The organism is Porphyrobacter sp. TH134, assembly GCF_002855495.1.
Taxonomy (GTDB): Bacteria; Pseudomonadota; Alphaproteobacteria; order Sphingomonadales; family Sphingomonadaceae; genus Erythrobacter.
Genome location: NZ_PKRO01000001.1, coordinates 27082 through 50829 on the forward strand (window position 1 = coordinate 27082; position 23748 = coordinate 50829).

General features: G+C 64.9%; 24 protein-coding genes and 1 tRNA gene. 11 read left to right on the forward strand and 14 right to left on the reverse strand.

From position 1 onward, the window contains the following. Positions 1-5: 5 nt before the first annotated feature. The gene (locus C0V72_RS00185; RefSeq protein ID WP_233999701.1) at positions 6-554 is read right to left on the reverse strand and encodes a TetR/AcrR family transcriptional regulator; all 549 of its coding nucleotides are present in this window, start codon (positions 552-554) and stop codon (positions 6-8) included. Between the two features lie 76 nt (positions 555-630). On the opposite strand from C0V72_RS00185, the gene C0V72_RS00190 reads away from it, so the two are divergent. Next, on the forward strand, positions 631-1026 hold the full coding sequence (locus C0V72_RS00190; RefSeq protein ID WP_101791199.1) for a hypothetical protein: 396 nt from the start codon (positions 631-633) through the stop codon (positions 1024-1026). A gap of 42 nt (positions 1027-1068) precedes the next feature. Then, complete coding sequence (locus C0V72_RS00195) at positions 1069-2403, forward strand: phospholipid carrier-dependent glycosyltransferase (RefSeq protein ID WP_101791200.1); 1335 nt, start codon at positions 1069-1071, stop codon at positions 2401-2403. Between the two features lie 187 nt (positions 2404-2590). Here the strand turns inward: C0V72_RS00195 and C0V72_RS00200 are convergent, their stop codons facing one another. The 5 genes from C0V72_RS00200 to C0V72_RS00220 all read right to left on the reverse strand — a co-directional run bounded on the left by C0V72_RS00200 (position 2591) and on the right by C0V72_RS00220 (position 6433). Next, positions 2591-3685 (reverse strand): glycosyltransferase, encoded by a 1095-nt coding sequence (locus C0V72_RS00200; protein ID WP_101791347.1) that lies wholly within the window; start codon positions 3683-3685, stop codon positions 2591-2593. Positions 3686-3816: 131 nt separating this feature from the next. After that, positions 3817-4875, reverse strand: a complete 1059-nt coding sequence (gene leuB, locus C0V72_RS00205; protein WP_101791201.1) for a 3-isopropylmalate dehydrogenase — start codon at positions 4873-4875, stop codon at positions 3817-3819. A gap of 13 nt (positions 4876-4888) precedes the next feature. Beyond that, positions 4889-5488 carry a DNA repair protein RecO gene (recO, locus tag C0V72_RS00210; protein ID WP_101791202.1) on the reverse strand — a complete coding sequence of 200 codons (600 nt, stop codon included), beginning with the start codon at positions 5486-5488 and terminating at the stop codon, positions 4889-4891. Between the two features lie 15 nt (positions 5489-5503). Further along, complete coding sequence (locus C0V72_RS00215; RefSeq protein WP_101791348.1) at positions 5504-5755, reverse strand: accessory factor UbiK family protein; 252 nt, start codon at positions 5753-5755, stop codon at positions 5504-5506. A gap of 129 nt (positions 5756-5884) precedes the next feature. Then, positions 5885-6433: a TspO/MBR family protein gene (locus C0V72_RS00220; protein WP_101791203.1), complete on the reverse strand. Its 549-nt coding sequence runs from the start codon at positions 6431-6433 to the stop codon at positions 5885-5887. Positions 6434-6740: 307 nt separating this feature from the next. Between C0V72_RS00220 and C0V72_RS00225 the strand changes: the two genes are divergently transcribed. Beyond that, positions 6741-6953, forward strand: coding sequence for a hypothetical protein (locus C0V72_RS00225; protein ID WP_101791204.1), 213 nt, complete (start codon positions 6741-6743; stop codon positions 6951-6953). 146 nt (positions 6954-7099) lie between these two features. Here the strand turns inward: C0V72_RS00225 and C0V72_RS00230 are convergent, their stop codons facing one another. After that, complete coding sequence (locus C0V72_RS00230) at positions 7100-7864, reverse strand: TlyA family RNA methyltransferase (protein WP_101791205.1); 765 nt, start codon at positions 7862-7864, stop codon at positions 7100-7102. Positions 7865-7899: 35 nt separating this feature from the next. Between C0V72_RS00230 and C0V72_RS00235 the strand changes: the two genes are divergently transcribed. From C0V72_RS00235 to C0V72_RS00250, 4 genes are all read left to right on the forward strand, one after another. Beyond that, on the forward strand, positions 7900-8445 hold the full coding sequence (locus C0V72_RS00235) for a hypothetical protein (protein ID WP_101791206.1): 546 nt from the start codon (positions 7900-7902) through the stop codon (positions 8443-8445). A 724-nt stretch (positions 8446-9169) separates the two neighbouring features. Next, positions 9170-10249: a branched-chain amino acid aminotransferase gene (locus tag C0V72_RS00240; RefSeq protein WP_101791207.1), complete on the forward strand. Its 1080-nt coding sequence runs from the start codon at positions 9170-9172 to the stop codon at positions 10247-10249. After that, the gene (trhO, locus tag C0V72_RS00245; protein WP_233999702.1) at positions 10246-11052 is read left to right on the forward strand and encodes an oxygen-dependent tRNA uridine(34) hydroxylase TrhO; all 807 of its coding nucleotides are present in this window, start codon (positions 10246-10248) and stop codon (positions 11050-11052) included. The genes C0V72_RS00240 and trhO overlap by 4 nt, the downstream gene beginning before the upstream one ends. Beyond that, positions 11049-11753, forward strand: coding sequence for a glutathione S-transferase (locus C0V72_RS00250; RefSeq protein ID WP_101791209.1), 705 nt, complete (start codon positions 11049-11051; stop codon positions 11751-11753). Before trhO ends, C0V72_RS00250 begins: the two co-directional genes overlap by 4 nt. Here the strand turns inward: C0V72_RS00250 and C0V72_RS00255 are convergent. Beyond that, a complete protein-coding gene (locus C0V72_RS00255) occupies positions 11668-12561 on the reverse strand; it encodes a LysR family transcriptional regulator (RefSeq protein ID WP_101791210.1) in 894 nt (297 codons plus the stop codon). The genes C0V72_RS00250 and C0V72_RS00255 overlap by 86 nt on opposite strands. A gap of 102 nt (positions 12562-12663) precedes the next feature. On the opposite strand from C0V72_RS00255, the gene C0V72_RS00260 reads away from it, so the two are divergent. Continuing rightward, on the forward strand, positions 12664-13365 hold the full coding sequence (locus C0V72_RS00260; RefSeq protein WP_101791211.1) for a pirin family protein: 702 nt from the start codon (positions 12664-12666) through the stop codon (positions 13363-13365). Positions 13366-13429: 64 nt separating this feature from the next. Further along, entirely contained in the window at positions 13430-14026 is a 597-nt protein-coding gene (locus tag C0V72_RS00265) for an FMN-dependent NADH-azoreductase (protein ID WP_101791212.1), read from the forward strand. Between the two features lie 113 nt (positions 14027-14139). Here C0V72_RS00265 and C0V72_RS00270 read toward each other — a convergent pair whose 3' ends face one another. Together C0V72_RS00270 and C0V72_RS00275 are read right to left on the reverse strand one after the other, a co-directional pair. Next, positions 14140-15006 (reverse strand): DMT family transporter, encoded by an 867-nt coding sequence (locus C0V72_RS00270; protein ID WP_233999703.1) that lies wholly within the window; start codon positions 15004-15006, stop codon positions 14140-14142. Positions 15007-15041: 35 nt separating this feature from the next. Beyond that, on the reverse strand, positions 15042-17135 hold the full coding sequence (locus C0V72_RS00275; RefSeq protein ID WP_101791214.1) for an NAD(+) synthase: 2094 nt from the start codon (positions 17133-17135) through the stop codon (positions 15042-15044). Positions 17136-17341: 206 nt separating this feature from the next. On the opposite strand from C0V72_RS00275, the gene yghU reads away from it, so the two are divergent. Together yghU and C0V72_RS00285 are read left to right on the forward strand one after the other, a co-directional pair. Continuing rightward, positions 17342-18217 (forward strand): glutathione-dependent disulfide-bond oxidoreductase, encoded by an 876-nt coding sequence (gene yghU / locus C0V72_RS00280; RefSeq protein WP_101791215.1) that lies wholly within the window; start codon positions 17342-17344, stop codon positions 18215-18217. A gap of 87 nt (positions 18218-18304) precedes the next feature. Beyond that, positions 18305-18379 (forward strand) — tRNA-Gln (locus C0V72_RS00285). Between the two features lie 781 nt (positions 18380-19160). Here the strand turns inward: C0V72_RS00285 and C0V72_RS00290 are convergent. The 4 genes from C0V72_RS00290 to bglX all read right to left on the reverse strand — a co-directional run bounded on the left by C0V72_RS00290 (position 19161) and on the right by bglX (position 23737). Next, on the reverse strand, positions 19161-19970 hold the full coding sequence (locus tag C0V72_RS00290) for an outer membrane protein (protein ID WP_172438851.1): 810 nt from the start codon (positions 19968-19970) through the stop codon (positions 19161-19163). A 130-nt stretch (positions 19971-20100) separates the two neighbouring features. Next, complete coding sequence (locus tag C0V72_RS00295; protein WP_101791216.1) at positions 20101-20805, reverse strand: anti-sigma factor; 705 nt, start codon at positions 20803-20805, stop codon at positions 20101-20103. Next, on the reverse strand, positions 20798-21367 hold the full coding sequence (locus C0V72_RS00300) for a sigma-70 family RNA polymerase sigma factor (RefSeq protein ID WP_101791217.1): 570 nt from the start codon (positions 21365-21367) through the stop codon (positions 20798-20800). Before C0V72_RS00300 ends, C0V72_RS00295 begins: the two co-directional genes overlap by 8 nt. 78 nt (positions 21368-21445) lie before the next feature. After that, the gene (gene bglX / locus C0V72_RS00305; RefSeq protein ID WP_101791218.1) at positions 21446-23737 is read right to left on the reverse strand and encodes a beta-glucosidase BglX; all 2292 of its coding nucleotides are present in this window, start codon (positions 23735-23737) and stop codon (positions 21446-21448) included. Positions 23738-23748: the final 11 nt, after the last annotated feature.

Genomic DNA, 23748 nt, shown 5'->3' on the forward strand with positions numbered 1-23748 from the left:
CGTCTCTAGGACGGCAACAGCCCGCCCGCAAGCAGGCCTTGCAGCGCGGTATCGCCGTGGCCGACCGCAGACAGCATCAGCGTGCCTTCGATCATCGTCATCAGGTAACGCGCCCCGCCAGCGGGATCGGGATCATCGGCGGGCATCTGCCCTTCCAGCCATGCCAGTTGCTGGGTCATCATCTGGGCCGCGGCCTCGCGGTAACCCGGCAGCCCCCGCGCCGCGCCCGCGACAATATCCCACCACAACACCAGAAACGCCTGCATTTCCGGCTGGCTGCCCACAGCGAGAATCCGCGCCGCGCATTCCTGCCGGGTCCGCGCCCGCTCACCACCGAGCGCTGTGTCGAGCGCGGCCGAATAGATCGTAGCGATATGACCGAGCAATTCGCTGATCAGCGTTTCCTTGTTGCCGAAATGGTAAATGAGCATCCGGTCGCTCGTCCCCGCCGCCTTCGCCAAAGGACGCAAGCTCGCCCCGCCCAGCCCGTGTTCGAGCACATGGGCGGCGAGCTTTGGCAACAGCGTTTCGCGTGACAATTGCACTGACGGCATTTTCCCTCTTGTAGCGGACGCTACATATTCTTATTGCTCCATGTAGCAATCGCTACATTAAGATGGAGAGTCCCGCATGACCACCTTCCAACTTATCTGGCTCGCCGCTCTGATCGGCGGCGGCGCCGCCCTTCTTACCACCCTCATCGCAAAGCGCGAGGTCGGCAGCGCCGCGCTCGCCGCGATCCTGTGCGCAGGCTTCAGCGCCTTCACGGCTGTCCAGATCGGGCGTGAGGGGGTGACCGGGTTCTTCACCAACCATTCGCAGAACCTCACTGGCTTGCAGGTATGGTGGGATCTCATCATGTGCGCGGTGATCGCCCTGTTCGTCATCGCCCCGCGCGCCCAGGCGCAGCGAATGAACGTCACGCTGTGGGGTCTGTTCGTCGGCACCACGGCCAGCATCGGCTTGCTGGCGATGTGCGCGCGCTTGTTCTGGCTGGAGCAGCAATCCGCGGCGCGCCGCGTGTAATCCTCCCTTGCTCTGGCGCGCGGCCCTGCCTAATCGCGCGCCATGGCCCCGGCGCAAGCGTCCCCCTCTCACCCTGCCCATGCGCCGCTGCATCCGCGTGATCCGCTGGCGTGGTGCGCGGCGCTGACCGGGCTGTTCGCCCTCCTCGCGGGCTGGCGGCTGGCGATCCCGTCCATCGCGTATTTCGACGAGGTTCACTACCTTCCCGCCGCGCGCGAGATCCTGTCGCTGTTCACCGAAGGCCAAGGCGGCTATCGCAACCGCGAACATCCCTTGCTGGGCAAGGAGATGATCGCCATCGGCATCGGCCTGTTTGGCGACAATCCGCTGGGGTGGCGGATCATGCCGTGGCTGTGCGGGGTGCTGGCCTATTTCGCGGCGGTGCGCGCGCTGTGGCATGCCAGCCATGACCGCTTTGCCACCCTTGTCTTCGGCGTGCTGCTGGCGACCGGGTTTCACCTGTTCATCCACGCACGCATCGCGATGCTCGATATCACGATGGTTGCGGCGCTGTGTGTGGCCGCGTGGCAGTTTGCCGCCGCCTGCGCCCAGCCCGAACAGGGCCGCTGGCGGCTGGCGCTGACGGGCGCGGCGATCGGCGCCGCACTGGGGGCCAAATGGAACGCGATCCCGCTGGCCGTGCTGCCGGGGATCATCTTCTTCATCGCCCGCGCGCTGGCAGGACGCCGCCGCCTGTTCCTGTCGCGGCGCGGCGCGCCGGTGCCGGGGGTCACGCTGGTCGAGGCCTTCGTGTGGCTGGGGATCGTGCCGCTGGCGGTTTATGCCGCGACCTTCCTGCCCGGTTACTGGTTGGCCGAATATCTCCACCCCTCACCGCTCGCCGAAAAGGGGCTGATCGGGTTTCACCGCGATATCTTCGCCCTGCAAAGCCAGTTGATGACCCCGCACCGCTACATGAGCACCTGGCCGCAATGGGCGCTGAACACGCGCGGGATCTGGTATCTGTACGAACCCATCGACGGCGCGCAGCGCGGGGTGCTGCTGGTGGGCAATCCGCTCACGATGTGGCTGGGGCTGCCGGCGCTGGTGTGGTGCCTGATGGCGGGCGCGTGGCAACGCAACTGGGCAAGGTTGGCGGCGGCGCTGGGCTACGGTGTAAGCCTCGGCCTGTGGGTGATCGCGCCCAAGCCGATCCAGTTCTATTACCACTATTTCGTGCCGAGCTTTTTCCTGCTCGCGGCCCTCGCGCTGACATGCAGCGATCTGCGCCGCGTGCCCTATGGCCAATGGCTGGCTTGGGGCATCCCGGCCGCATCAGTGGCCATGTTCGCGTGGTTTTTCCCGATCATCGCTGCCCTGCCGCTGGCAGGGGCGGACAGCTATGCCGCATGGATGTGGCTGGATGCGTGGCGGTGACCCTCCCCTTTCGTCATTGCGAGCCGAAGGCGAAGCAATCCATGACCTAACCGCCGATCTCGAAGAACAAGTCGCGCCATTCGGGATTGCCGCCCTTGCGGTTCGCCATCATGTAGACGGCAGGCTGGAAACGCCGGCTTTGGTCCATGGATTGCGTCGTCGCTGCGCTCCTCGCAATGACGAAGGGTCAGAACCTACCCCACACGAACCGGCTCGACAAAGCGTAGTTCCAGACCGATCCGACCACGATCCCGGCCAGCGCGGCGAGCACCCAGTGGATGCCGCTGCCTTCCATGAAGGTCGCAATCGCCACATTGGCGAAGGCCCCGATGGCACAGGTGGCGATAAAGCCCAGCCAGCCGCGCAGCAGCGCCATGACACCCACCAACCGTTTGTCACGATAGGTCAGCCAGTTGTTGAGCCAGAAGTTGAAACTCATCGCCACCAGCACCGCTGCGGTCTGCGCAATCGCAAACCGTTCGCCCAGTGCGAACAACAGCACGCTCAGCACCGCAAAATGCACCACCACGCCCAGCGCACCCACGGTGCCGAACAGCGCAAAGCGGGTCGGGATCACCTTGCCCAGCGTCTTGTCAAACAGCCCGGCGAGGAAATCGAACAGAATGGCACGGTCCAGCTTGCTTTCTCCTTCGCGGCGGGCCGCGAAATTGAGGGGGAATTCCTTGACTTTCATGGGGCTGTCGGCGGTTGCCAGCAGGTCGAGCAGGATCTTGAAGCCGATGCCCGACAGCCGCGGCACCAACGCGCGGGCAGCGGCGGCAGGCAGCATGAAATAGCCGCTCATCGGATCGCTGAGGTCAACGCCGGTGATCTTGCGGGCAAGCGCATTGGCATAGGTCGACAGCTTCTCACGCTCGGGCGCGGCCCAATCGGCGGTGCTGGCCCCTTCGGCAAAGCGGCTGGCGACGCAGATTTCCGCCTCACCCGATTTGAGCGCGGCAAGCATTCCGGGGAGCAGCGCCGGATCGTGCTGGTGGTCAGCGTCCATCACCGCCACATAAGGCGCAGCGGTCGCGCAGAAGCCTTCGATGGCAGCACTGGCAAGGCCCCGCCGCCCGATGCGCTGGATCACCCGCACGCGGGGATCCGTCAGCGCCAGCGCGCGCGCTTCGTCTGCTGTGCCGTCGCGGCTGTCATCGTCGACGATGATGACCTCCCACACGGCTGCAGCACCGATGGCGCGGTCGATCCGCTCAACCAGCGGGCGAAGATTGCCGCGCTCGTTAAGAGTCGGCAGGATGATCGCAAGGTCGAGCGTCATGGGCGAAGGCTCTGCCCAGCTTTCAGCGGGCGCGAAATCGATGTCTGCGTTGGGCACGAAGAAGGCGTTTTCCATGGCCTTCTAGTGGACCATAATTCTTTATAAACCATAACTCGGCCGCGCAGCCTGCGTCAAAGCCGCTCGCGCACCGCGGCACCGATCGCCGCTGTGCCGTGGCTGCCGCCGAGATCGCCGCCGAGAATGCCGTCCGCCAGCGCTGCGGCCACGGCCGTCTCGATCCGCGCCGCCTCAGTCTCAAGACCGAACGAATGGCGCAGCATCATCGCTGCCGACAGGATCGTGGCCATCGGATTGGCCTTGCCCTGCCCGGCGATGTCCGGCGCGCTGCCGTGGATGGGTTCGTAGAGGCCGAAAGTGCCATGATCGGTCTCGCGCTCGCCCAGCGAGGCGCTTGGTAGCAGGCCGATGGAACCGACAGCGGCGCTGGCCAGATCGCTCAGAATATCGCCGAACAGATTGCCGGTCAGAACCACGCCGAAGCGTTCCGGGTGGCTCACCACCTGCATCGCGGCATTATCGACATACATGTGATCGAGCGCGACGCCAGGGTATTGGGCCGCCACCTCCACCACCACATCGCGCCACAATTGGCTGGTTTCGAGCACATTGGCCTTGTCGACGCTGGTCAGCGGCAGGCCAGCGGCCTGCGCCGCGCGGAAGGCGACATGAGCGATGCGGCGCACTTCGGTTTCCGCATAGGACATCGCGTCCCACCCCTCGCGCTCGCCTGCGTCATTGGTGCGCTGGCCCTTGGCGCCGAAATAGACATCGCCGGTCAACTCGCGCACGATCAGCATGTCGAGCCCGCCTGCTATGTCAGCCCGCAACGGGGACAAATGCGTGAGGCCAGCAAACACCTGCGCCGGGCGCAGGTTGGCAAACAGACCGAGCTGCTTGCGCAGGCCGAGGATCGCTTGTTCGGGCCGCAGATGCCGCTCCAATGCGTCGCAGGTGGGATCGCCCACTGCGCCGAACAGGATCGCATCCGCCGCGCGCGCCATGTCCAGCGTTTCATCGGGCAGCGGCACGCCGTGGCGGTGGTAGGCCGCGCCGCCGACATCGCCTTCAAACAGCACCAGACCCGGCAGGCCCAGCGCTTCGAGCACCGCGACCGCTTCGGCGGTGACCTCCGGCCCGATCCCGTCGCCCGGAAGAACTGCAATTTTCACGCCGATGATCCCCTTAGCCCATGCGCGCCAGCCGCTCGGTCAGCAGCCGCCTCGCGCCCATAACATCGCCCTTGTGGCCTGCAAGCAGGTAGTGCGCAATTTGGCGCTCAAGTTTGTCCAGCAGGGCGGCTTGCGCGGGCCAATCGGGTGCCTCGGGCAGCGCGCCGCCGCCGTAGCCCAGTTCGCGCAGCAGCATCGTCTCGTAGGCGATCAGCCCGCTCACCCACCCGCGCGCCGATGGGGCCAGCGCAATCGCATCAAGCAGCCCGTCAAGCGCATCGTAGAGCGCCGGATAGGCCTGACGTTCAGGCAAGGCGGTGGCCGTCAGCCCGCAGATCCACTGGATTGCGGCAGCCGGCAGCGGCTCGGTCATCAGGGCGGCGCGGGAGTGTTCCAGCTCCAGCCTTGCAAAGGGCAGTTGGCGGGCAGACCGGGTGGTCAGTTCCGCCGCAACCCGGTTGCCCGGCACCATCACCGCGCGCATCTGGCGCCCACGGCCCCCAGCGACATAGGCGGCAATCAGGCCGTGGTCGGCGGTCAACATGCGGGCCATGGCCCCGGTTTCACCTTGCGCGCGCGAGGCGAGCAAAATCGCAAGGCTGCGCAGGTTCATGCCTGCGCGATCCGCTTATTTCTTGGTGGATTTGGCTTCGAGCGCGGCCAGCCGCGCTTCAAGCGCATCGGCCTGTTCGCGGGCCTTCTGGGCCATCGCCTTGACCGTCTCGAACTCCTCGCGGCTGACGAAATCGATCCCGCCAAACGCCTCGCGCAGCCGTTCGCGCGCGCTGTCGCGGGCTTCACGGCTCATACCGGCCATGGTCCCGGCGGCGCTGTTGGCGAGTTTGACGAGGTCGGCGATGATCGGGTTCTGGCTTTGCATCTTTTCTTTTTGGGGATGCTTGGCCTGAAGTGCAAGCATCCTCCTCGCTCATGCGATCTGACAATCGCATCGCTGCGGGCACCGGGTCGGGCTTGCGGACGGCTTACGCCGTCCGTGACCGGACGAGTCTTACAATTGGACGCGGGTTTGTGCGCCGGTGGCCCCGGCGGCACCGCCATCGGGGTTGGCCTGAATGAACGCGTAATTGAGCGCGCCGGCAAAGCATACCCAGCCCAGATAGGGCAGCAGCAGCAGCGCCGCGACCCGCCGTACCCGCCACACCAGCGGCAGCGCGATCAGCAGCAGCACGCCGGCGCCGATAATCACGTACAGCGCCGACCCCATGTCCTGCATCCCGAAAAACACTGCGGTCCAGCTTTGCGTGACGAGGAACTGCACCGCAAACACCGCCAGCGCCAACCCGCGCCCGGCCGCGCCCCAGGCGCTTGCCACCAATGCCAGAGCGCAGCCGATCAGCACGAACAGCACCGTCCACACAATCGCAAAGGTGATCGGCGGCGGGAAGATTGCCGGCTTTTTCAGCCCGGCAAACCACGCGGTATCCGGCCCGCCAAGCTGCCCGGCGGCAAAGCCGACCAGCAAGACCAGCGGCACCAGGAACAACGCCCAGCGCAAAAAGCTCGCACGCAATTGTGATTTGGAAGCAAGAACGTTCATTGGCTCTCCGACTGCTGACGGGCCGCCATTGTGCGGGTGATCGGCGATACCAGACCCGGCACGCCGCGCCAACGATTTGCCTTCCCATCGCCCCGACGCGGGCCACTCTGATTCTCCGCTACCGAGGGCGAATGGAAAAAATGTGGTTAAAATTGGGCAGACCTGCACGAAAGTCTTGGGCCTGCGCCAAACTGTCTGCTAGAGGCTGCCACATTCCTGCCGTGATTCGTCAGCGCGTTGGCGGCGGGAAGATCAAATAACGCGCTTTTGCTCATTATAGGCCTTCGGGCCCTTAGGGGAATACATCATGAAGAAGACCTTCGCGCTCGTCGCCGTTCTCGCCCTCGCCACCGCCGCTTGCTCGAAGCCGGCTGAAGAAGCTGCGACCGAAGCTGACACCACCGCCGTTGCTGAAGAGCCGATGGCTGCTGAAACCCCGATGGCTGCCGAAACCCCGGCTGCTACCGACGCGATGGCTGCCGAAACCCCGGCCGCTGCCGAGACCCCGGCTGCTGAGTAATTCTTGACGGCCTGGTGCCGCAAGAATTGCCGGTCCCGGCCCTGCGCCGGGAGCACGGACAAGAAACAGGCCGGTGGCAATCTTAGGATTGCTGCCGGTCTTTTCTTTTGGGCGCCGGATTGATCGCGAACAGCGCGCCGGAACGCTTAGCTGCGCCGGGCAGCAATCAGGAATTCGACATTGCCCTGCGGCCCGGTGATCGGGCTGGTCGCAATGCCCTGCACCTGCCACCCCAGTCCTTCGATCCAGCCGCGCACTTCGTCACAGACACGCTGGTGCAGCGCGGGATCGCGCACCACCCCGCCCTTGCCCACTTCCTCGCGCCCGACTTCAAACTGCGGCTTGATGAGCGCGACCAGCTGGCAGTCCCGCGCGGCGAGGCGCAGCGGCACCTCCAGCACCTTGGACAGACTGATGAAGCTCGCATCGCACACGACCCAATTGCAGGGCCGATCAATCAGTTCTGGCGTAAGGATGCGCGCGCTGGTCTGTTCGAGCACAGTGACGCGCGGGTCTTCGCGCAGCCGCCAGGCGAGCTGGTTGGTGCCGCTGTCGACCGCGAACACGTGCGCCGCGCCGTTGGTCAGCAGCACATCGGTGAACCCGCCGGTGGACGATCCGATATCCATCGCGCATCCGCCTGCCGGATCGAGGCCGAAATGTGTCAGAGCATGGGCCAGCTTGATACCCCCGCGGCTTACCCACGGATGATCGCGCCCGCGCACATCCAGCGCGGCGTCCTCGGGCACCTGATGCCCTGGCTTGTCGATCTTGGTCTCACCCGCAAACACCAGCCCGGCCATCACCAGCGCCTGCGCGCGCGCGCGGCTTTCGGCCAGCCCGCGCTCGACTAGCAATTGGTCGACACGGCGCTTTGGCGCTTTCGGGGGACGAGGTGGATGGTCGGGCATGGACAATTGCCGCCTCTAGCGCGCAAAGTGTCGGCATGAAAGCTGCTCTCCTCTTCGTTGCCGCATCGCTGGCGCTCGCGTCTTGCGCGCCTGCGGCCAAGGCCCCGCCTGCCGCGCCCGCTCAGATTGCCCGCCCGGCGCCTGCTCCTCCGTCCGCGCCCCCGCCGGTGCCGCAGGCCCCCGCCTATGACAGCTGGATGGATGCGCCTGCGACGCCGGGAACATGGCGATATGAAATCACTGCCAATGGCCCGGTGGCGGTGTTCATCAGCACCGCCAGCATCGGCGAATTCGTGCTGTCCTGCCCCCGTCCGGGCAGTCCGGTGGGCCTGTGGCGCGCAGGCACCAGCCGTGTCCCGCAAGTGATGACGATCCGCACCGAAACCGCGACCCGCAGTATCGAGGTATCCCAGCCCGAGGAGACCAACCCCTATCTTGCCGCCAGCATCGCTGCCTCAGACCCGCTGCTTGATGCGATGGCGCTGTCCAAGGGGCGCTTCGCGGTGGAGATTGCAGGCCTGCCCGCGCTTTACCTGCCCAGCCATGCCGAAGTCAGCCGGGTGATCGAGGATTGCCGGTAAGCCGCGTCATTGCGAACAAACCGAAGCAATCCCTGACCCGGCGTGGCCTTTCGCGGCGAAGTTCGTCCGCGGATTGCCGCGTCGCCTGCGGCTGCTCGCAATGACGGAACGAGCCCGATTCTTTACATGAATATCCACAGATTGATGCACAGGGCATCCACAAGCTGTCCACATCCCGCGCCGGAAACGAAAAACGCCCGAGGTTCCCCTCAGGCGCGGCTGGCTGCCAAGCTGTGCGGCGAGGGAAGAGTATGACGCGGGAAAAGATTTATACAAGTCTTGTCCTTGGCCCCGCCATGATTCACATTACGCCTTGAGGCCAGCGGCGAACGCGGCTCTCGGCCCCCGGTGATGCGGCGGGTCTGGCACATTAGCGCGAAAGGAGGTGATCCGATGTCTCATGGTTCAGTAGCGAGGTCGGTGAAGATCCCTACGGAGCATACTCGGTAATCCTTTTGCCAAGTAAGGCTTCGTGAGCGGCACTTCCGGCCGCTGACCATGTTAAGGGCAGCTTCCCGACCGGCGAAGCTGCCCTTTTCATTTTTTGTTGTTCCGTATCGCTTCCGCGATGCGAAATCCTCGCTCACACGCCCTGCGGGCGCGTCGCTGCGGGTGGCCGTTCGGCCTTGCGGGCCTGCGGCCCGAGCCAGCGCGCTGATGCGACCTTGCGCGGCCGCGCAATAGTGATCTTGCTCTCTCCACCGCGCAGGATTAGGCGCATTCCATGCAATTTACCCGCACGCCCCACCCCTCGCCCACGCCTGATGCCACCCGTGAGAGCCTGATCGCCGATCCGGGCTTTGGCACCGTGTTCACCGATCATATGGTGGTGATCGATTACGACGAAGCGCTCGGCGGCTGGCAAACCCCGACCATCGGCCCGCGTGCACCCATCCCGCTCGATCCGGCGGCGAGCGTGCTGCACTATGCGCAGGAAATCTTTGAAGGGATGAAGGCCTATGCCCATCCCGAAGGCGGGCTGTCGCTGTTCCGCCCCGATGCCAACGCCCGCCGTTTCAACGCCAGCGCGCGGCGCATGGCGATGCCGGAAATCCCTGAGGAAACCTTCATCGCCGCCGTGCGCGAGGCCGTGCTGGCCGACGCCGCTTGGCTTCCGCCGATCGAGGGCGGTTCGCTCTATATCCGGCCCTTCATGTTCGCCTCGGAAGCCTTCCTCGGCGTGCGCCCGGCGCGGCAATACAAGTTCGTTGTCATCATAAGTGCGGCCGGCAACTACTTCAAAAAGGGCGTCAATCCGGTCAAGATCTGGGTCGCGCAGGATTACACCCGGGCAGCGCCCGGCGGCACCGGCGCTGCCAAGACGGGCGGCAATTACGCTGCCAGCCTGGTGCCGCAGGCGCAGGCGACCGCGCAGGGCTGCGATCAGGTGGTGTTCCTTGATGCGACCGAGCACAAATGGGTCGAGGAATTGGGGGGCATGAACCTGTTCTTCGTCCGCGCGGATGGCTCTGTCATCACCCCGCCGCTGACCGGCACGATCCTGCCCGGCATCACCCGCGACAGCCTGATCGCGATGCTGCGCGAAGAGGGCCTGACCGTGCGCGAGGAGCCTTACTCCATCGACCAATGGCGCGCCGAAGCGGCCAGCGGCATGCTGCTGGAAACGATGGCCTGCGGCACCGCCGCGGTCGTCACCCCAGTCGGCACGGTCGCCGCGCCCGATGGCGAGTTCCACATCGGAGCGGGCGGGATCGGGCAGATCACCGCCAAAATGCGTGAGCGGCTGGTGGGCGTACAGAACGGCAAGATCGCAGACACGCATGGCTGGGTGATGCGGGTTTGATCGCAGTCGCCGCACTCTACCAGTTCACGCGCTTTCCCGACCCCGACGCCCTGCGCGCGCCCCTGCTCGCCGCGTGCGAGGCTGCGGGTGTCAAAGGCACGCTGCTGCTGGCGCGCGAGGGGATCAACGGGACGATCGCGGGTGAGGCCGCAGCGCTGGCCGGGGTGCTCGATACGATCCGCGCCTTGCCCGGCTGCGCGGAGCTCGACGTGAAGTTTTCCGATGCGACCGCCATGCCTTTTGGCCGGATGAAGGTGCGCGTGAAGCGCGAGATCGTGACCATGGGCGAACCCGATATCGACCCGGCGCTGTCAGCCGGCCACTATGTCGACCCGCATGATTGGAACGCCCTGATCGCCGATCCCGACACGCTGGTGATCGATACCCGCAATGACTACGAAGTTGCCATCGGCACCTTTGCGGGCGCGGTCGATCCGGCGACGCCGTCGTTCCGCGACTTTCCCGGCTGGTTCCGCCAGCACCGTGACGCACTGCTCCAAGGCAAGACGCGCGTCGCCATGTTTTGCACCGGGGGCATCCGCTGCGAGAAATCGACCAGCTTTCTGCGCGCCGAGGGGGTGGAGGATGTCTTCCACCTCAAGGGCGGCATTCTGAAGTATCTTGAACAAGTGCCTGAAAGTGAAAGCCTGTGGCAGGGTGAATGCTTCGTCTTCGATGAGCGCGTGAGCCTTGGCCACGGACTTGCGCAAGGCACCCACACACGCTGCCAACCCTGCGGGCGGCCCTATCCGGTGGGCGAGGCCTGTCCGGTGTGTGAGGGCAGCCTGCCCACCGCGCGATGACCCCGCCGGTCCTCTATTCCTTCCGCCGCTGCCCCTATGCAATGCGGGCGCGCATGGCGCTGTGGACGGCGGGGATCACGGTGGAACTGCGCGAGGTCAAGCTCGCGGCCAAGCCGCCCGCGCTGATCGCCGCCAGCCCCAAGGCAACGGTGCCCGTGCTGGTGCTGGCGGACGGAACCGTGATCGACCAGAGCCTTGCCATCATGCGCTGGGCCCTGGCGCAGCACGATCCCGAAGGCTGGCTGGCGGGCGATGACGCAGGCCTGATCGCGGCCAATGACGGGCCGTTCAAGCACCACCTCGACCGGGCGAAATATCCGGGGCGGTACGAGGAGGACGGGCCGACCGATCACCGCGCCGCTGCGCTTGCTCTGCTTGCCCCGCTGGAGACGCGGCTGGAGCGCGCGCGCTATCTGTGCGGCGATGCGCGCACCTTTACGGACATCGCGCTGCTGCCTTTCATTCGCCAGTTTGCCGCGATCGATCCCGCGTGGTTCGCCGCCCAACCCCTGCCGCGCTTGCAAGCCTGGCTGGAACGGCTGCTCGGCTCAGACCTGTTCGCCGCGGTGATGGGCAAGTTTGCTCCGTGGCAGGAAGGCGATGCGGCCGTGCTGTTCACGCCCCCAGCCCCGCCCGGAACGCATCGACCAGCCAGCTTGCCGCCGGGCCCAGCCGCGCATCCCTGCGCCACAGCGCGCTGAGCCGGTAATGCGCGCCCGGCTTTTCCGGCAGATCAAGCTCGACCAGAGTGCCGTTTGCCAGATCGTCTGCCACCATTGCGCGCGGCATGTTACCCCAGCCCAGCCCTTCTTTCAGCAGCGAATGCTTGGCGCTGAGATCGCCCAGTCGCCAGGTGAGCGGGCTGAGCACGGAAAATTCCAGCCCCTCGGTCAGCGGTGAACGATCCGTCAGCACCAATTGCAGGTGGCGGCGGCTGGTTCCCGGGGCGATGCCAGGCCGCGCCAGCGGATGGCCGGGCGCGGCGACCGGGATCAGGTCAATTTCGCCCACGGCTTGCCGTTCGAGCGCGGGATGATCGCCCGGCACCGGGCCGCTGATGCCCAGATCAGCGCCGCTGCCGATCAGGCAGGCTGTGACCGCGCCCAGCGCCTCGATCCGCAAGGTCAGCGCGCAGGTCGGAAACATGCGCCGGAATTCGCCCAGCACATGGGCCGTGACTTCGCCCGGCACCATCACATCAACCACCAGCGTCAGCGAAGGCTCCTGCCCGGCATGGAGCGAGCGCGCCTTGGCCAGCAGGGCAGCGATCCCGTCGGCCACGCTGCGCGCTTCGGCCAACAGGCCCGCGCCTGCCGCTGTCAGCACCGGGCGGCGCGATCCTTCGCGGTCGAACAGCGACAGGCCCAGCTGCGCTTCAAGCTGCGCAACGCCATAGGACACCGCCGAAATTGCGCGCCCTTGTGCCTTGGCCGCACGGCCAAAGCTGCCATGTTCGGCCACAGCAATGAAGATGCGCAGCTGATCGAGGGTGGGTTCGCCGAGTTTCATGGTACGATGTTCAGATAATCCGAACATCTTGGCAAGTTTTATCGCAGTTATCTGCAAACACCCGGCCCGCTATCTCAGCCCCATCACGGCAGGAGACACGACATGATCGAACTTCGTCCCTTCAATACCCTTGGCGCGGCCAACCACGGCTGGCTGGATGCGCACCACCATTTCTCTTTCGCCAGTTACCACGATCCGGCCCGCGTCCACTGGGGCGCCCTCAGGGTCTGGAATGACGACAAGATCGCGGCCGGAACGGGTTTCCCCACCCATCCGCACAGCGACATGGAAATCATCACCTATGTCCGCACCGGCGCGATCACGCACCGGGACAGCATGGGCAACGAAGGCCGCACCGAAGCGGGCGATGTGCAGGTGATGAGTGCAGGCAATGGTGTGCGCCATTCGGAATACAACCTTGAAGGCACCGACACCACGCTGTTCCAGATCTGGATCATCCCCGATGAGCGCGGCGGCGAACCCAGCTGGGGCGCACGCCAGTTCCCCAAGGATGAACGCTCGGGCGCGTTCGTTCCGTTGGCAAGCGGCGTGGCGAACGACAATGACGCGCTCAGGATCCGCGCTGATGCCCGCGTGCTGGGGGCGACGATCCGGGCCGGGGAAAGCGTGACTTACACGCCCCGCAGCGCTGACCGTCATCTCTACCTGGTCCCCGCCACCGGCAAGATCCGGATCGATGATGTGGAAGCCAATGCCCGCGACGGCGTGGCGATCACCCAATTGGCCAGCGTCACGATCACCGCGCTCGAAGACAGCGAAGTCGTGCTGGTCGACGCAGCGTAACAGTCCCCCGGAGCCGGCTGGCCGCCCCGTCCCAGCCGGCTCTACCCTTCAAGGAGAAACTTCGATGAGCAACATCCTCTACATCACCGCCAGCATCCGTTCCGACAGTGAAAGCGTGTCGCGCGGTCTTGGCCAGCGTATCGTCGATGGCCTTGCCGCCAAGACCGGCGCGGCTATCACCACCCGCGATCTGGCCGCCAATGATCTGCCTTATGTGAGTGCGGAGCGCTTTGCCGCCAATCTCACCCCTGCGGCTGATCGCACTGCCGAGCAGGCCGAACTTGCCGTCATCGCCGACACCCTGATTGCCGAGCTGCAAGCGGCTGACACCATCGTGATCGCAGCCCCGGTCTATAACTTCGGTCCGCCCGCCACGCTGAAGGCATGGGCCGATCTGGTCGCCCGCGTCGGCACCACCTTCCGTTACACTGCCACCGGCCCGGAAGGCCTGCTGACCGGCAAGAAGGCCTACCTCGCCATCGCCAGCGGCGGCACGCCGATGGGCAGCGATGTCGATTTCATGAGCCGCTGGCTGACCTTCTTCCTCGGCTTTATCGGCATCACCGATGTCGAACTGGTCGCCGCAGACGGGATCATGGGCGAAGGCGGCGAAGAAAAGATTGCTGCCGCGCAGGACGCCGCGGCCCGACTGGCATCGTAAGGGACCGGAGCGGGCAAGCGCTGGAAATCTTGCCCGCTCCAACCGCCCTCAAGATCGGTTGAGACCCATGCCCACCCGGTCATAACCAGTGTTTCACGTGAAGCTGCGCCGCCTCAAAGCTCTGTGCGCGCCAACCTTGGCTTGAAAATTGTCCGGCTTGGGCGGATGACGATGATGGCCACGCCGACCAGCGCCATCGCCCCGCCGATCATCAGCGGCCAGCCGATCGTATCGCCGGTCAGCCATGTTCCAAAGCCGATGGTGAGCAGCGGGGTGAGCAGCGTCAGCGGCACGATCAGGTTGGCGTCGTGCGCCTGAAACAGCCGGAAATAGGCCGAATGCGCGCCGACCGAGACCACCACGCCAGCAAACAGCACGCATCCCGCCACCGCCAGCGGCGCAGCCTCGACCGCGGCGATCTGGCCGTTTTCCATCAGCACTGTGGCAGGCAGCATGACAACCAGCGAAGCCAGCCCCGCCCATGCCTGAAGCGCCACCGCCCCGATCTCCAGCCGCTTGACGAACACCGAGGCAAAGGCCCCGGTAAACACGCCGGCAAAGGCAAAGCCCAAGCCCACCGGATCGCCCGCTTCGGACGGCGCGCCGATGGCAAGGCCCACCCCGCCCAGCGCCAGGGCCATGCCCAGCCCGCGCCGCCAACGCACCTCCTCGCCCAGAAAAATCACGGCGAACAACACGGTAAGCGGCGCACCTGAGAGATTGACGATGCCAACCGCAGAAGGGCTTGCCGTCTGAAGACCGATGAACTGCAGCCCGAAGCTGCCCCCGGTGACCGCGAAACCGATGGCCAGGACCAGCGGCAAACGCGCCGGGCGGGCGCGAAGCAGCAGCGGGAACAGGACCACCAGCACCGTCGCTGACCGCAGGACGGTATAGAACAGCGGCGGCAGGCCCAGCGCTGACACCGCGATCTTGCTGACCACGATGTTGAGCGCCCAGGCAATATTGCAGAACAGCATGATGCCCAAAGCAGACAAAGGCAGGCTTTTGGGCATCAGGGGGCAGGCTGGCCGAAAACCTCGCAGACCACATCGTCCGGCAGCTGTCCGCGCAGCTCCTCGCGCCACACGGTCGCCGCCGCGTCGGAGGGCGCGCGCCAATCACCGCGCGGGGACAGCGCACCCGCAGACGAGACCTTGGGCCCATTGGGCAGCGCTGACCGCTTGAACTGCGAAAAGCCGAAGAACCGCGCACAGAACTTGTCGAGCCAGCCCGCGATGGTGGCGAGATTGTACGCGTTCTTCTCGCCTTCCGGGAAGCCGGCAGGCCACAAGCCGCCGCCCGCCTCCCGCCATGCATGCCACGCCAGAAACGCCACTTTTGAAGGGCGCTGGCCGTAACGGATCACGTGATGGAGGAAGAAGTCGTTAAGCTCGTAGGGGCCGACGATGCTCTGGGTCGATTGCACGGCGCCATCAGCGCCCGGCGGCACCAGCTCGGGGCTGATCTCGGTATCTAGCACATCGCCCAGCACATGTCCGCAATCATCATTGAACTGGCCGGTGCGCATGACCCAGCGGATCAGATACTGGATCAGCGTCTTGGGCACGCCCGAATTGACCGCATAGTGGCTCATATGGTCGCCCACGCCATAGGTGCACCAGCCGAGCGCCAACTCGCTCAGGTCGCCGGTGCCGACCACAAAGCCGCCATGCTGTCCGGCAAGGCGGAACAGATAGTCGGTGCGCAGCCCCGCCTGCACGTTTTCAAAGGTCACATCATGCACCGGCGCGCCGTCAGCAAAGGGGTGGCCGATATCTTCCAGCATCTTGTGCGCGGCGGGCCGGATGTCGATCTCGCCCGCGGTGATTTCCATCGCGGCCATCAGCCGGTGGGCGTTGGCTTTCGTGCCGTCTGACGTGCCGAAGCCGGGCATGGTATAGCCGCGGATCGCGCTGCGCGGCAGCCCCAGCCGGTCGCAGGCCTTGGCCGCGACGATCAGCGCATGGGTGCTGTCGAGCCCGCCCGAAATCCCGATAATCAGCGACTTGGCGCCGGTCGATTCAATCCGCCGCATCAGCGCATCGACCTGAATGTTGAACGCCTCGTAGCAATCCTCATCCAGCTTTTCGGGCCGGTCGGGGACAAAGGGGAAGCGCGCAACCGGGCGGAGCAGGCCGATGTCGCCTTGCGCAAAAGCGTGTTCGAACACCACCTTGCGGTAGGAATCCTCGGGCCGCCCGGCCCATTCGGCGGCATCGGCGAAAGTCTGATTGCGCAGCCGTTCCGCCGCCAGACGCTCGGTATCAATGTCGACGATGGTCAGCTCGCCCGAACGATCAAACCGGTGGCTTTGGGCCAGCAGGCTGCTCATTTCATAGATTACGCCCTGCCCGTCCCACGCAAGGTCGGTGGTGCTTTCGCCGTAACCGCTGGCCGAATAGACATAGGCGGCAATCGCCCGCGCCGCGCTGGAGCGGCAGTGCAGATGGCGATCATCGGCCCGCCCGATGGTGACCGGCGAGGCCGAAAGGTTGCACAAGATCAACGCTCCGGCGAGCGCGGCAGTCATCCCCGGCGGGATCGGCGCCCAGAAATCCTCGCAGATTTCGACCCCGAAGCGGAAGCCCGGAAGGTTCGCGGCGGCAAACACCAGATCGGTGCCAAATGGCACTTCCTCACCCGCCACCGCCATCCACAGATCGGTGCAACCGCGCCCATGCGCAAAGTGGCGCTTTTCATAGAATTCGCGGTAATTGGGCAGGAAGCTTTTGGGAACGACGCCAAGGATCGTCCCGTGCGCGATCACCACCGCGCAATTGTAAAGCTTGTCCGCACGCTTGAGCGGCGCGCCGACCACCAATACAGGGTGCAGGTCGGCCGATGCCGCAACCACTTCGGCCAGCGCCTGCTCCACTCGCTCGATCAGCGCGTGCTGGAGCAGCAGATCATCAATCGCGTATGACGACAAGGTGAGTTCCGGGAACACCACCAGATCGACATTTGCATCATGCGCCTTGCGCGCTTCAGCCAGAACGCCCGCGGTATTGTAGGCAACATCGGCGGTGCGGCTGCACGGTGTCGCGGTGGCCACGCGGACAAAGCCGTGGGTGTGCATGTCGAAAAAGGGGTGCGAGGTCTCGCTCATGGTCGCAGGCGCGCTCCGGGTGCTTGGGCTTCCGCCTCTAGCGCCTAATGCCCGCGGTTCCTAGCAGGGGGCGGCAAAAGTCCTGCCTAAAGTCTTCCCCTAAAGCCTTTCTACGCCGCGCCAAAGCCAAACGATGCCCGCCCGGTGCTTGCACCCCGGCGAACGAGCCGCCAAGTGTCAGGCAACACCCAACCGGAGCTACAATCATGGCCGATGCCACCTATACCCCGCCCGCCGTCTGGAGCGCCGAGACCGTATCGGGCGGCCGCTTTGCCAATATCAATCGGCCAACCGCCGGCGCGCGTGAGGACAAGGAACTGCCCGTCGGCAACCATCCCTTCCAGCTCTATTCCCTCGCCACGCCCAACGGCGTCAAGGCGACGATCATGCTGGAGGAATTGCTGGAGGCTGGCCACACCGGCGCCGAATATGACGCCTGGACCATCAATATCGGCGAAGGCGAACAGTTCACCAGCGGGTTTGTCGGGGTGAACCCCAATTCCAAGATCCCCGCCCTGCTCGACCAGAGCGACCCTAAGGCGCCGTTCCGTGTGTTTGAAAGCGGCGCGATCCTCGTCCATCTGGCCGAGACATTCGGGATGTTCCTGCCCACCGCCCCGGCCGCGCGCGCCGAAGTGCTGAGCTGGGTGTTCTGGCAGGTGGCCAGCGGCCCCTTCATGGGCGGCGGGTTTGGCCATTTCTACGCCTATGCGCCCGAGAAATACGAATATCCCATCAACCGCTATGCGATGGAAACCAAGCGGATTTTCGACGTGGCCGATCAGCGTCTGGCACAGAGCCGCTTTCTGGCCGGTGACGAATACACACTGGCCGACATCGCCAACTTCCCGTGGCTGGCCCCCTTCACAGAAGGCAACATCTACAACGATGCCAAGACCTTCCTCAGCATCGACGAATATCGGAACGTCGCCCGCTGGGTTGCCGAAATCAAGGCGCGCCCGGCGGTGCAGCGCGGGCGGATCGTCAACAAGGTCTGGGGCGATGAAGCAACCCAGCTGCGCGAACGCCACTCGGCCGCCGACTTTGCAGGCAAGCATCTGGAAGCCGGACCGCCCGCATAAGCTGCAAAAAGGGGAAAAAAGGCGACACCCACGTGGTTTCGCCCCCTTCCCATATGCGATTCAGCCGCTATAGAGCGCGGCTCTTGCTGGGGCGTAGCCAAGCGGTAAGGCACCGGTTTTTGGTACCGGCATGCGAAGGTTCGAATCCTTCCGCCCCAGCCAGCATCAGTCGCACATTATCGCGCGCGATTTGCGGGACGAGGCGAACGGCTTTGCACCCCTTGGCAAGTTTGAGTCTCGCGATGCCACGCCGCCGCAGATGCTGGCTGCGATCCTTCAGACCGAGCATTGCGGCTTTGGAACAAGGGTGCGCGCATTTGCGGGGCCAGCTGCCAGAAGTTTGCGTAGGCGGTGGCGGCCAGTCTGGTCGAGGCATCCATTGTCGCAATCACTCGGCGCGCGCTGAGGGGCGTCTTACCAAGCCTGATCGAACTGGCAATCGGCACAAAGCCGCCCATCCTCCCCGCATTGAGGGGTTTCATAAGGACAATGGTGCGACCCAAAGACCCTGTTCAGAAGTCGCCGTGCGACCGTCAACAACGATGTCATCGCGACTCTTATATCATTGAAATACAAGAGCATCAATTGGCGGAAACCATTGCTTCGGCAAGCAGCAGGAACCCGGCCTGAACGCAGCCGGCCGCGCCGTTCTGAAGGCGATACCGCTGCCAGCACAGTCGGCGGATAGTCCTGCAACCCGCGTGGCGCTTCACGGGGGTCGATCCGTCAGCGCACATGCTCGCAATCGCTTACCGGACGGCGGACAAACGCAGCGATCGCTTCGACCTTGTCGAAAGGCCGGTCGACGCCGCGTCTGCCCGCAAGTGTTCGCTCACGCGGCGGCTTTTGCTGCCGACTTGGGTGCGCAGTCCGGGCCGCCAGTTGCGAGCAGGCATGAGCGGGAGGAGGCTATTACGCCGCCCCCCGCACATCGCGTCAGGGCTTAGAACCGGTAGGTTGCGACCGCCTTGACTGATTGGATATCGAAGTCGTCATTGGCGCGGAGGAAATCCACGCCGCCAGCCAGCACGAACGGATTGGTTGCCCCGGCCGTCCCCTGACCGACCCGCACCAGCGTATCGTCGTTGCCGTACCCGGTGTAGAGATATTCGATCCCCAACGAGAACTTCTCGCCAATCTTCTGTTCGATCCCGGCCCCAAGCTGGTAGCCCCACGCGTCCTCGTCCGCGATCACAGTGAAGGCGTTGGCCGTATTGCTGGACACGTGGGCCTGATCCATTTTCGCGTAGGCAAGGCCCCCGGTCGCGTAGAGCAAGGTGTTCATGCCAGCCACGACCCCTGCCCGCGCACGCAGGGCAGCCGTGAAATCAATTTCGCGCGTCATGGTGTAGAAAGCTGGCGTCGTGCTGAATGCCGACACGCTGTCGCTAAGATCCGCGGTGCCGAGCTCGCCGACAGCGCCGATGACGAAATTGCTCATTTGGCGATCATAGCCAAAGCGCGCCTGGAAGCTGACGCCGTCTGAATCATCGCGGCAGTTGGTGTTTTGCGGCGAGGTGGCCGCTCCGCCGCAGAAACCCGGAGAGAACGCATCAGCCCCGGCGGCCGTCGTGACGGTTTCCCCGAAAGTGCCGTCGGAGGCACGGTCAAACGAGATGAATTCATCGTCATCCCCGGCCTGAAAGTCATAGCCGACCGAGACACCCGCATAGACGCCGTCGAACTGATCCTGGGCATGAACAGGCGCCGCGATCGCAACCGCTACGCTTGTCGCGAGAAGATATTTTTTCATCAGATAACTCCGGTAATGACGATGCTTGTCCCGCACGCGTGTGCGCGGAAAATCCCGGAGGCGACGTGCATCAGCACGGCCTCCGCTCGTCCAGCTACGATGATTTTGAAACGATCAGATGCAGCGCGGATCAGATGACCGATATTTTTCCGGTGGCGATCGGTGTGCTGCTTGGCGCGGTGTGCGGTGCGCCCTGCGGCGTCTCCAGCGAGACAGCAAGAATGGCGCCTTCGACCACCAGGGGCCGCAAGCGCGCGGACAGCCTGACATCCGTGATCCCGTTTGCCGAAATGAGCCCAAGCGAGCGCGGCACGCCATCGTCCGGAATGATCCACAATTCCGGTACCAGGCTGGTTTCCGGCAAGGACATGGGGCGGATGGTGATTTGGCCGCTGGCAGAATCAAGCCGTGCGGCCAGCAGCGTGCCATCCGCGCCTGCCAGCTGTGCGATCGCGACGCGCGCGGGCACCGCAGCCGGCGAAGGTTCGGCCTGCGACAAAGCTCCTGAATTGAACAGTACCACGCCGGCAAGACACGCCGCCAGCGCCGTGGTCAGCGCAGCCGTGGTCCGCCAGAACCGCACCGCGGCAAGCGCGGCAGTTTTCGGTTCACTATCGAGCTTGGCTTCGATTGCTGACCAGACATTGGGCGGCGGCACCTCGGCGAAATCCTCGCCCAGCGGATCAAGGCAATCCTGCCATTCCTTGACCTCGGCGGCGAAATCAGGGTCGGCAAGGACAAGCCGCAGAGCCTCAGCGCGCTCCGCGCCATCCAGCACCCCCAGCGCGAGTTCCGCTGCCATTGCGGTCAATTCAGGGCCCAGCGTTCTAGTCATCCTGAAGGCACCCCCGCAATTGCGACAAGCCTCTGCGGATCCAGCTTTTTGTGGTTCCGAGCGGTGCCTGCATTACCTGCGCCAATTCAGAATGGCTCGACCCGTCGAAAAAGGCCAGACGGATCGCACGCTGCTGGTTGGTCGGCAGGGCTTCGAGGCAATCGAACACTCTGGCGCGGCGGTCTGCCAGAGCCATGGCCTCCATGGCTCCTGCCGTGTCGCCATCGCTTGTCTCGGCTGGATCGGCCGCCGGCAACGGCACAGCGCCATGCTTGCGGACCCAGTCGATGGCGGCGTTGCGGGCAATGGCACACAGCCATGTGATCGGGCTGGCGCGGTTGCGGTCGAACTGCCCGGCGCGGTTCCAGATTTTCAGATAAACATTCTGGAGGATGTCTTCAGCAGCGTCACGATCTCGCGTGATCCGGACACACACGCCGAACAATTTGGCGCAGGTCCGGTCATAGACGCTTGCAAGGGCTTTGCGGTCGCCCTTGGCAACACGTTCGACCAGGCCGGACAATTCGTCGCGCCGCCGCGCCGCATCCGGTCTGTCCATCATGGACAATGGATAGGCGGACACGATCGGAACCGCAACCGACAGTTGCGATCATCGATCATGAGCCGGGCAAGGCCGCGCCTAGCTGAGTTCGAACACACCACTCGCACCTTCAGCCTGGGCCGATGGTGCGATCCAGAAACGAAATTGACCCGGCTCGACGGTGGGTTTCAAATCCTGTCCGATGAAGGTCAGATCAGCCCGCTTGAGCCCGAATTCGACCCGCCGGCTTTCTCCGGGCTTGAGCGCAACGCGCTGGAATGCCTTCAATTCCCTGACCGGCCGGGTGATACTGGCGCTTTGATCCTGAATGTAGAGCTGCACCACCTCCACAGCATCATGTGTGCCGGAATTGGTGATGGTGGCCGCCAAGCGCAGTTCTCCGCCGGGGGTCAGCGTACCGCCAGCGCCTTCGGGCGATCCATAAGCGATGCGGCCATAAGTCAGCCCGTGGCCGAACGGGTAAAGGGCCACATTGAGCGCCTCGCGGTATCGGGCCTTGTATTCCTGCAAGGGGCCGACGGGATGCGGGCGGCCGGTGTTTTTGTGAGCATAATGGTAAGGCTGCTGTCCGGTGGCGTGCGGGAAGCTGACCGGCAGGCGAGCCGATGGGCCTTCGACGCCGAACAGCACATCTGCGGTGGCAGGCCCGGACATGGAGCCCAAAAACCACGTCGCGAGGATCGCGGGCGCTTCCTTGACGGCACCCTCCAGCACGAGGCCGCGCCCGTGCCGCAGCAGCACGACCATCGGCTTGCCCGTTGCCGCAACCGCCTCCGCCAGCGCCATCTGCGCAGGCGGGATCCCGATATCGACCCGCGATTGCGCCTCGCCGGACATGCGCTGGCTTTCACCGATCGCAAGGATGACAATATCGGCGGCTGCGGCCGCGGCCACGGCTTGCTCGATGCCGCCGTCAATCGGGGCCTCGATGCCGCAGCCGTCAACCGCAGTGACCTGCGCGGGGTCTGCCACCAGCTCGCGCACCCCGGTCAACAGGTCGACGGCTTCGGCGTCCGAACCGTAGACATTCCAAGGCCCGATCAGCTCGCGCTGCCCCTGCGCGAAGGGGCCGATCAGCGCGATTTTTTGGCCCGCGCGCGGCAACGGCAGAAGGTCGCCATCGTTCTTCAGCAACACGATCGAGCGGCGTCCCGCTTCGCGCGCGACCTGAAGATGGGCGGGTGTCCGCACGCGGGTCTTCTCGCGGCGCGGATCGATCCGCCGGAACGGATCGTCGAACAAGCCCAGCTTGACCTTGAGCGCCAAGACACGCCGCACCGCTTCGTCGAGCCGCGCCATCGGCACCTCACCCGCCTCCACAAGCGCGGGCAGGTGCTGGATGTAGAAACCCGACTGCATCGACATGTCCACACCGGCCAGAAAGGCCAGCTTGGCCGCCTCGCGCGCATCGGCAGCAAAGCCGTGGTCGATCAGTTCCAGATCGGCGGTGTAATCCGAAACCACCAGCCCGCCGAACGACCATTCGCGCCGCAGCACGTCGGTCAGCAGCCAGGGATTGGCTGTTGCCGGGATCCCGGACAGCTCGTTGAACGAGGCCATGATGGTGGCGACCTCGGCGTCAAGCGCGGCTTCGAAGGGAGGGAAATAGACCTCGCGCAAAGTCCGCTCGGAAATGTCGACCGTGTTGTAGTCAAGCCCGCCCTCGGCGGCGCCATAGGCGGCGAAATGCTTGGCGCAGGCCGCCATCGCGTCCTGTGCGGCAAGTCCCTTGCGGCCCTGAAAGCCGCGCACCCGCGCTGCTGCCATCACCCGGCCGAGCAGCACGTCTTCGCCCGCCCCTTCAATGCCGCGGCCCCAGCGCTGATCGCGCGCGACATCGACCATCGGGGCAAAGTTCCAGTCAATACCCGCAGCCGTTGCCTCGATCGCGGCAATCCGGGCGGTGCGCTCGGCCAGTTCGGGATCGAAACTGCCGGCTTCGGCCAGCGGCATCGGAAAGACTGTGCGGAACCCGTGGATGACGTCCGCCGCAAAAATCAGCGGCACCTTGAGCCTGGATCGCTTAACGGCGGCGGTCTGCATCTGGCGGGCCATTTCGGCTCCGTTGCCGTTGAAGACGCCCCCGATTCGCCCGCGCTCAACTTCAGCCAGCTGCCGCTCATAGTTCGTATTGCCCTGCACAGGGTTGAGCGCATTGGCGGCGCTGCCCGCCCATGCGGCGGCCATCAGTGTGAGTTGCCCGGCCTTTTCCTCCAGCGTCATCTGTCCGATCAGGGTTTCGACCGAACCGGGCAAGGCCGATGCGTCAGCGCCGAGCATCAGCGCCCGCGCCGGGGATGACGCCCACGCCGCTACCGCTCCTGCTCCAATCATCAGCGCACGGCGAGTGACCTGGGGCGGGTTGGGCATGGAATTCTCCG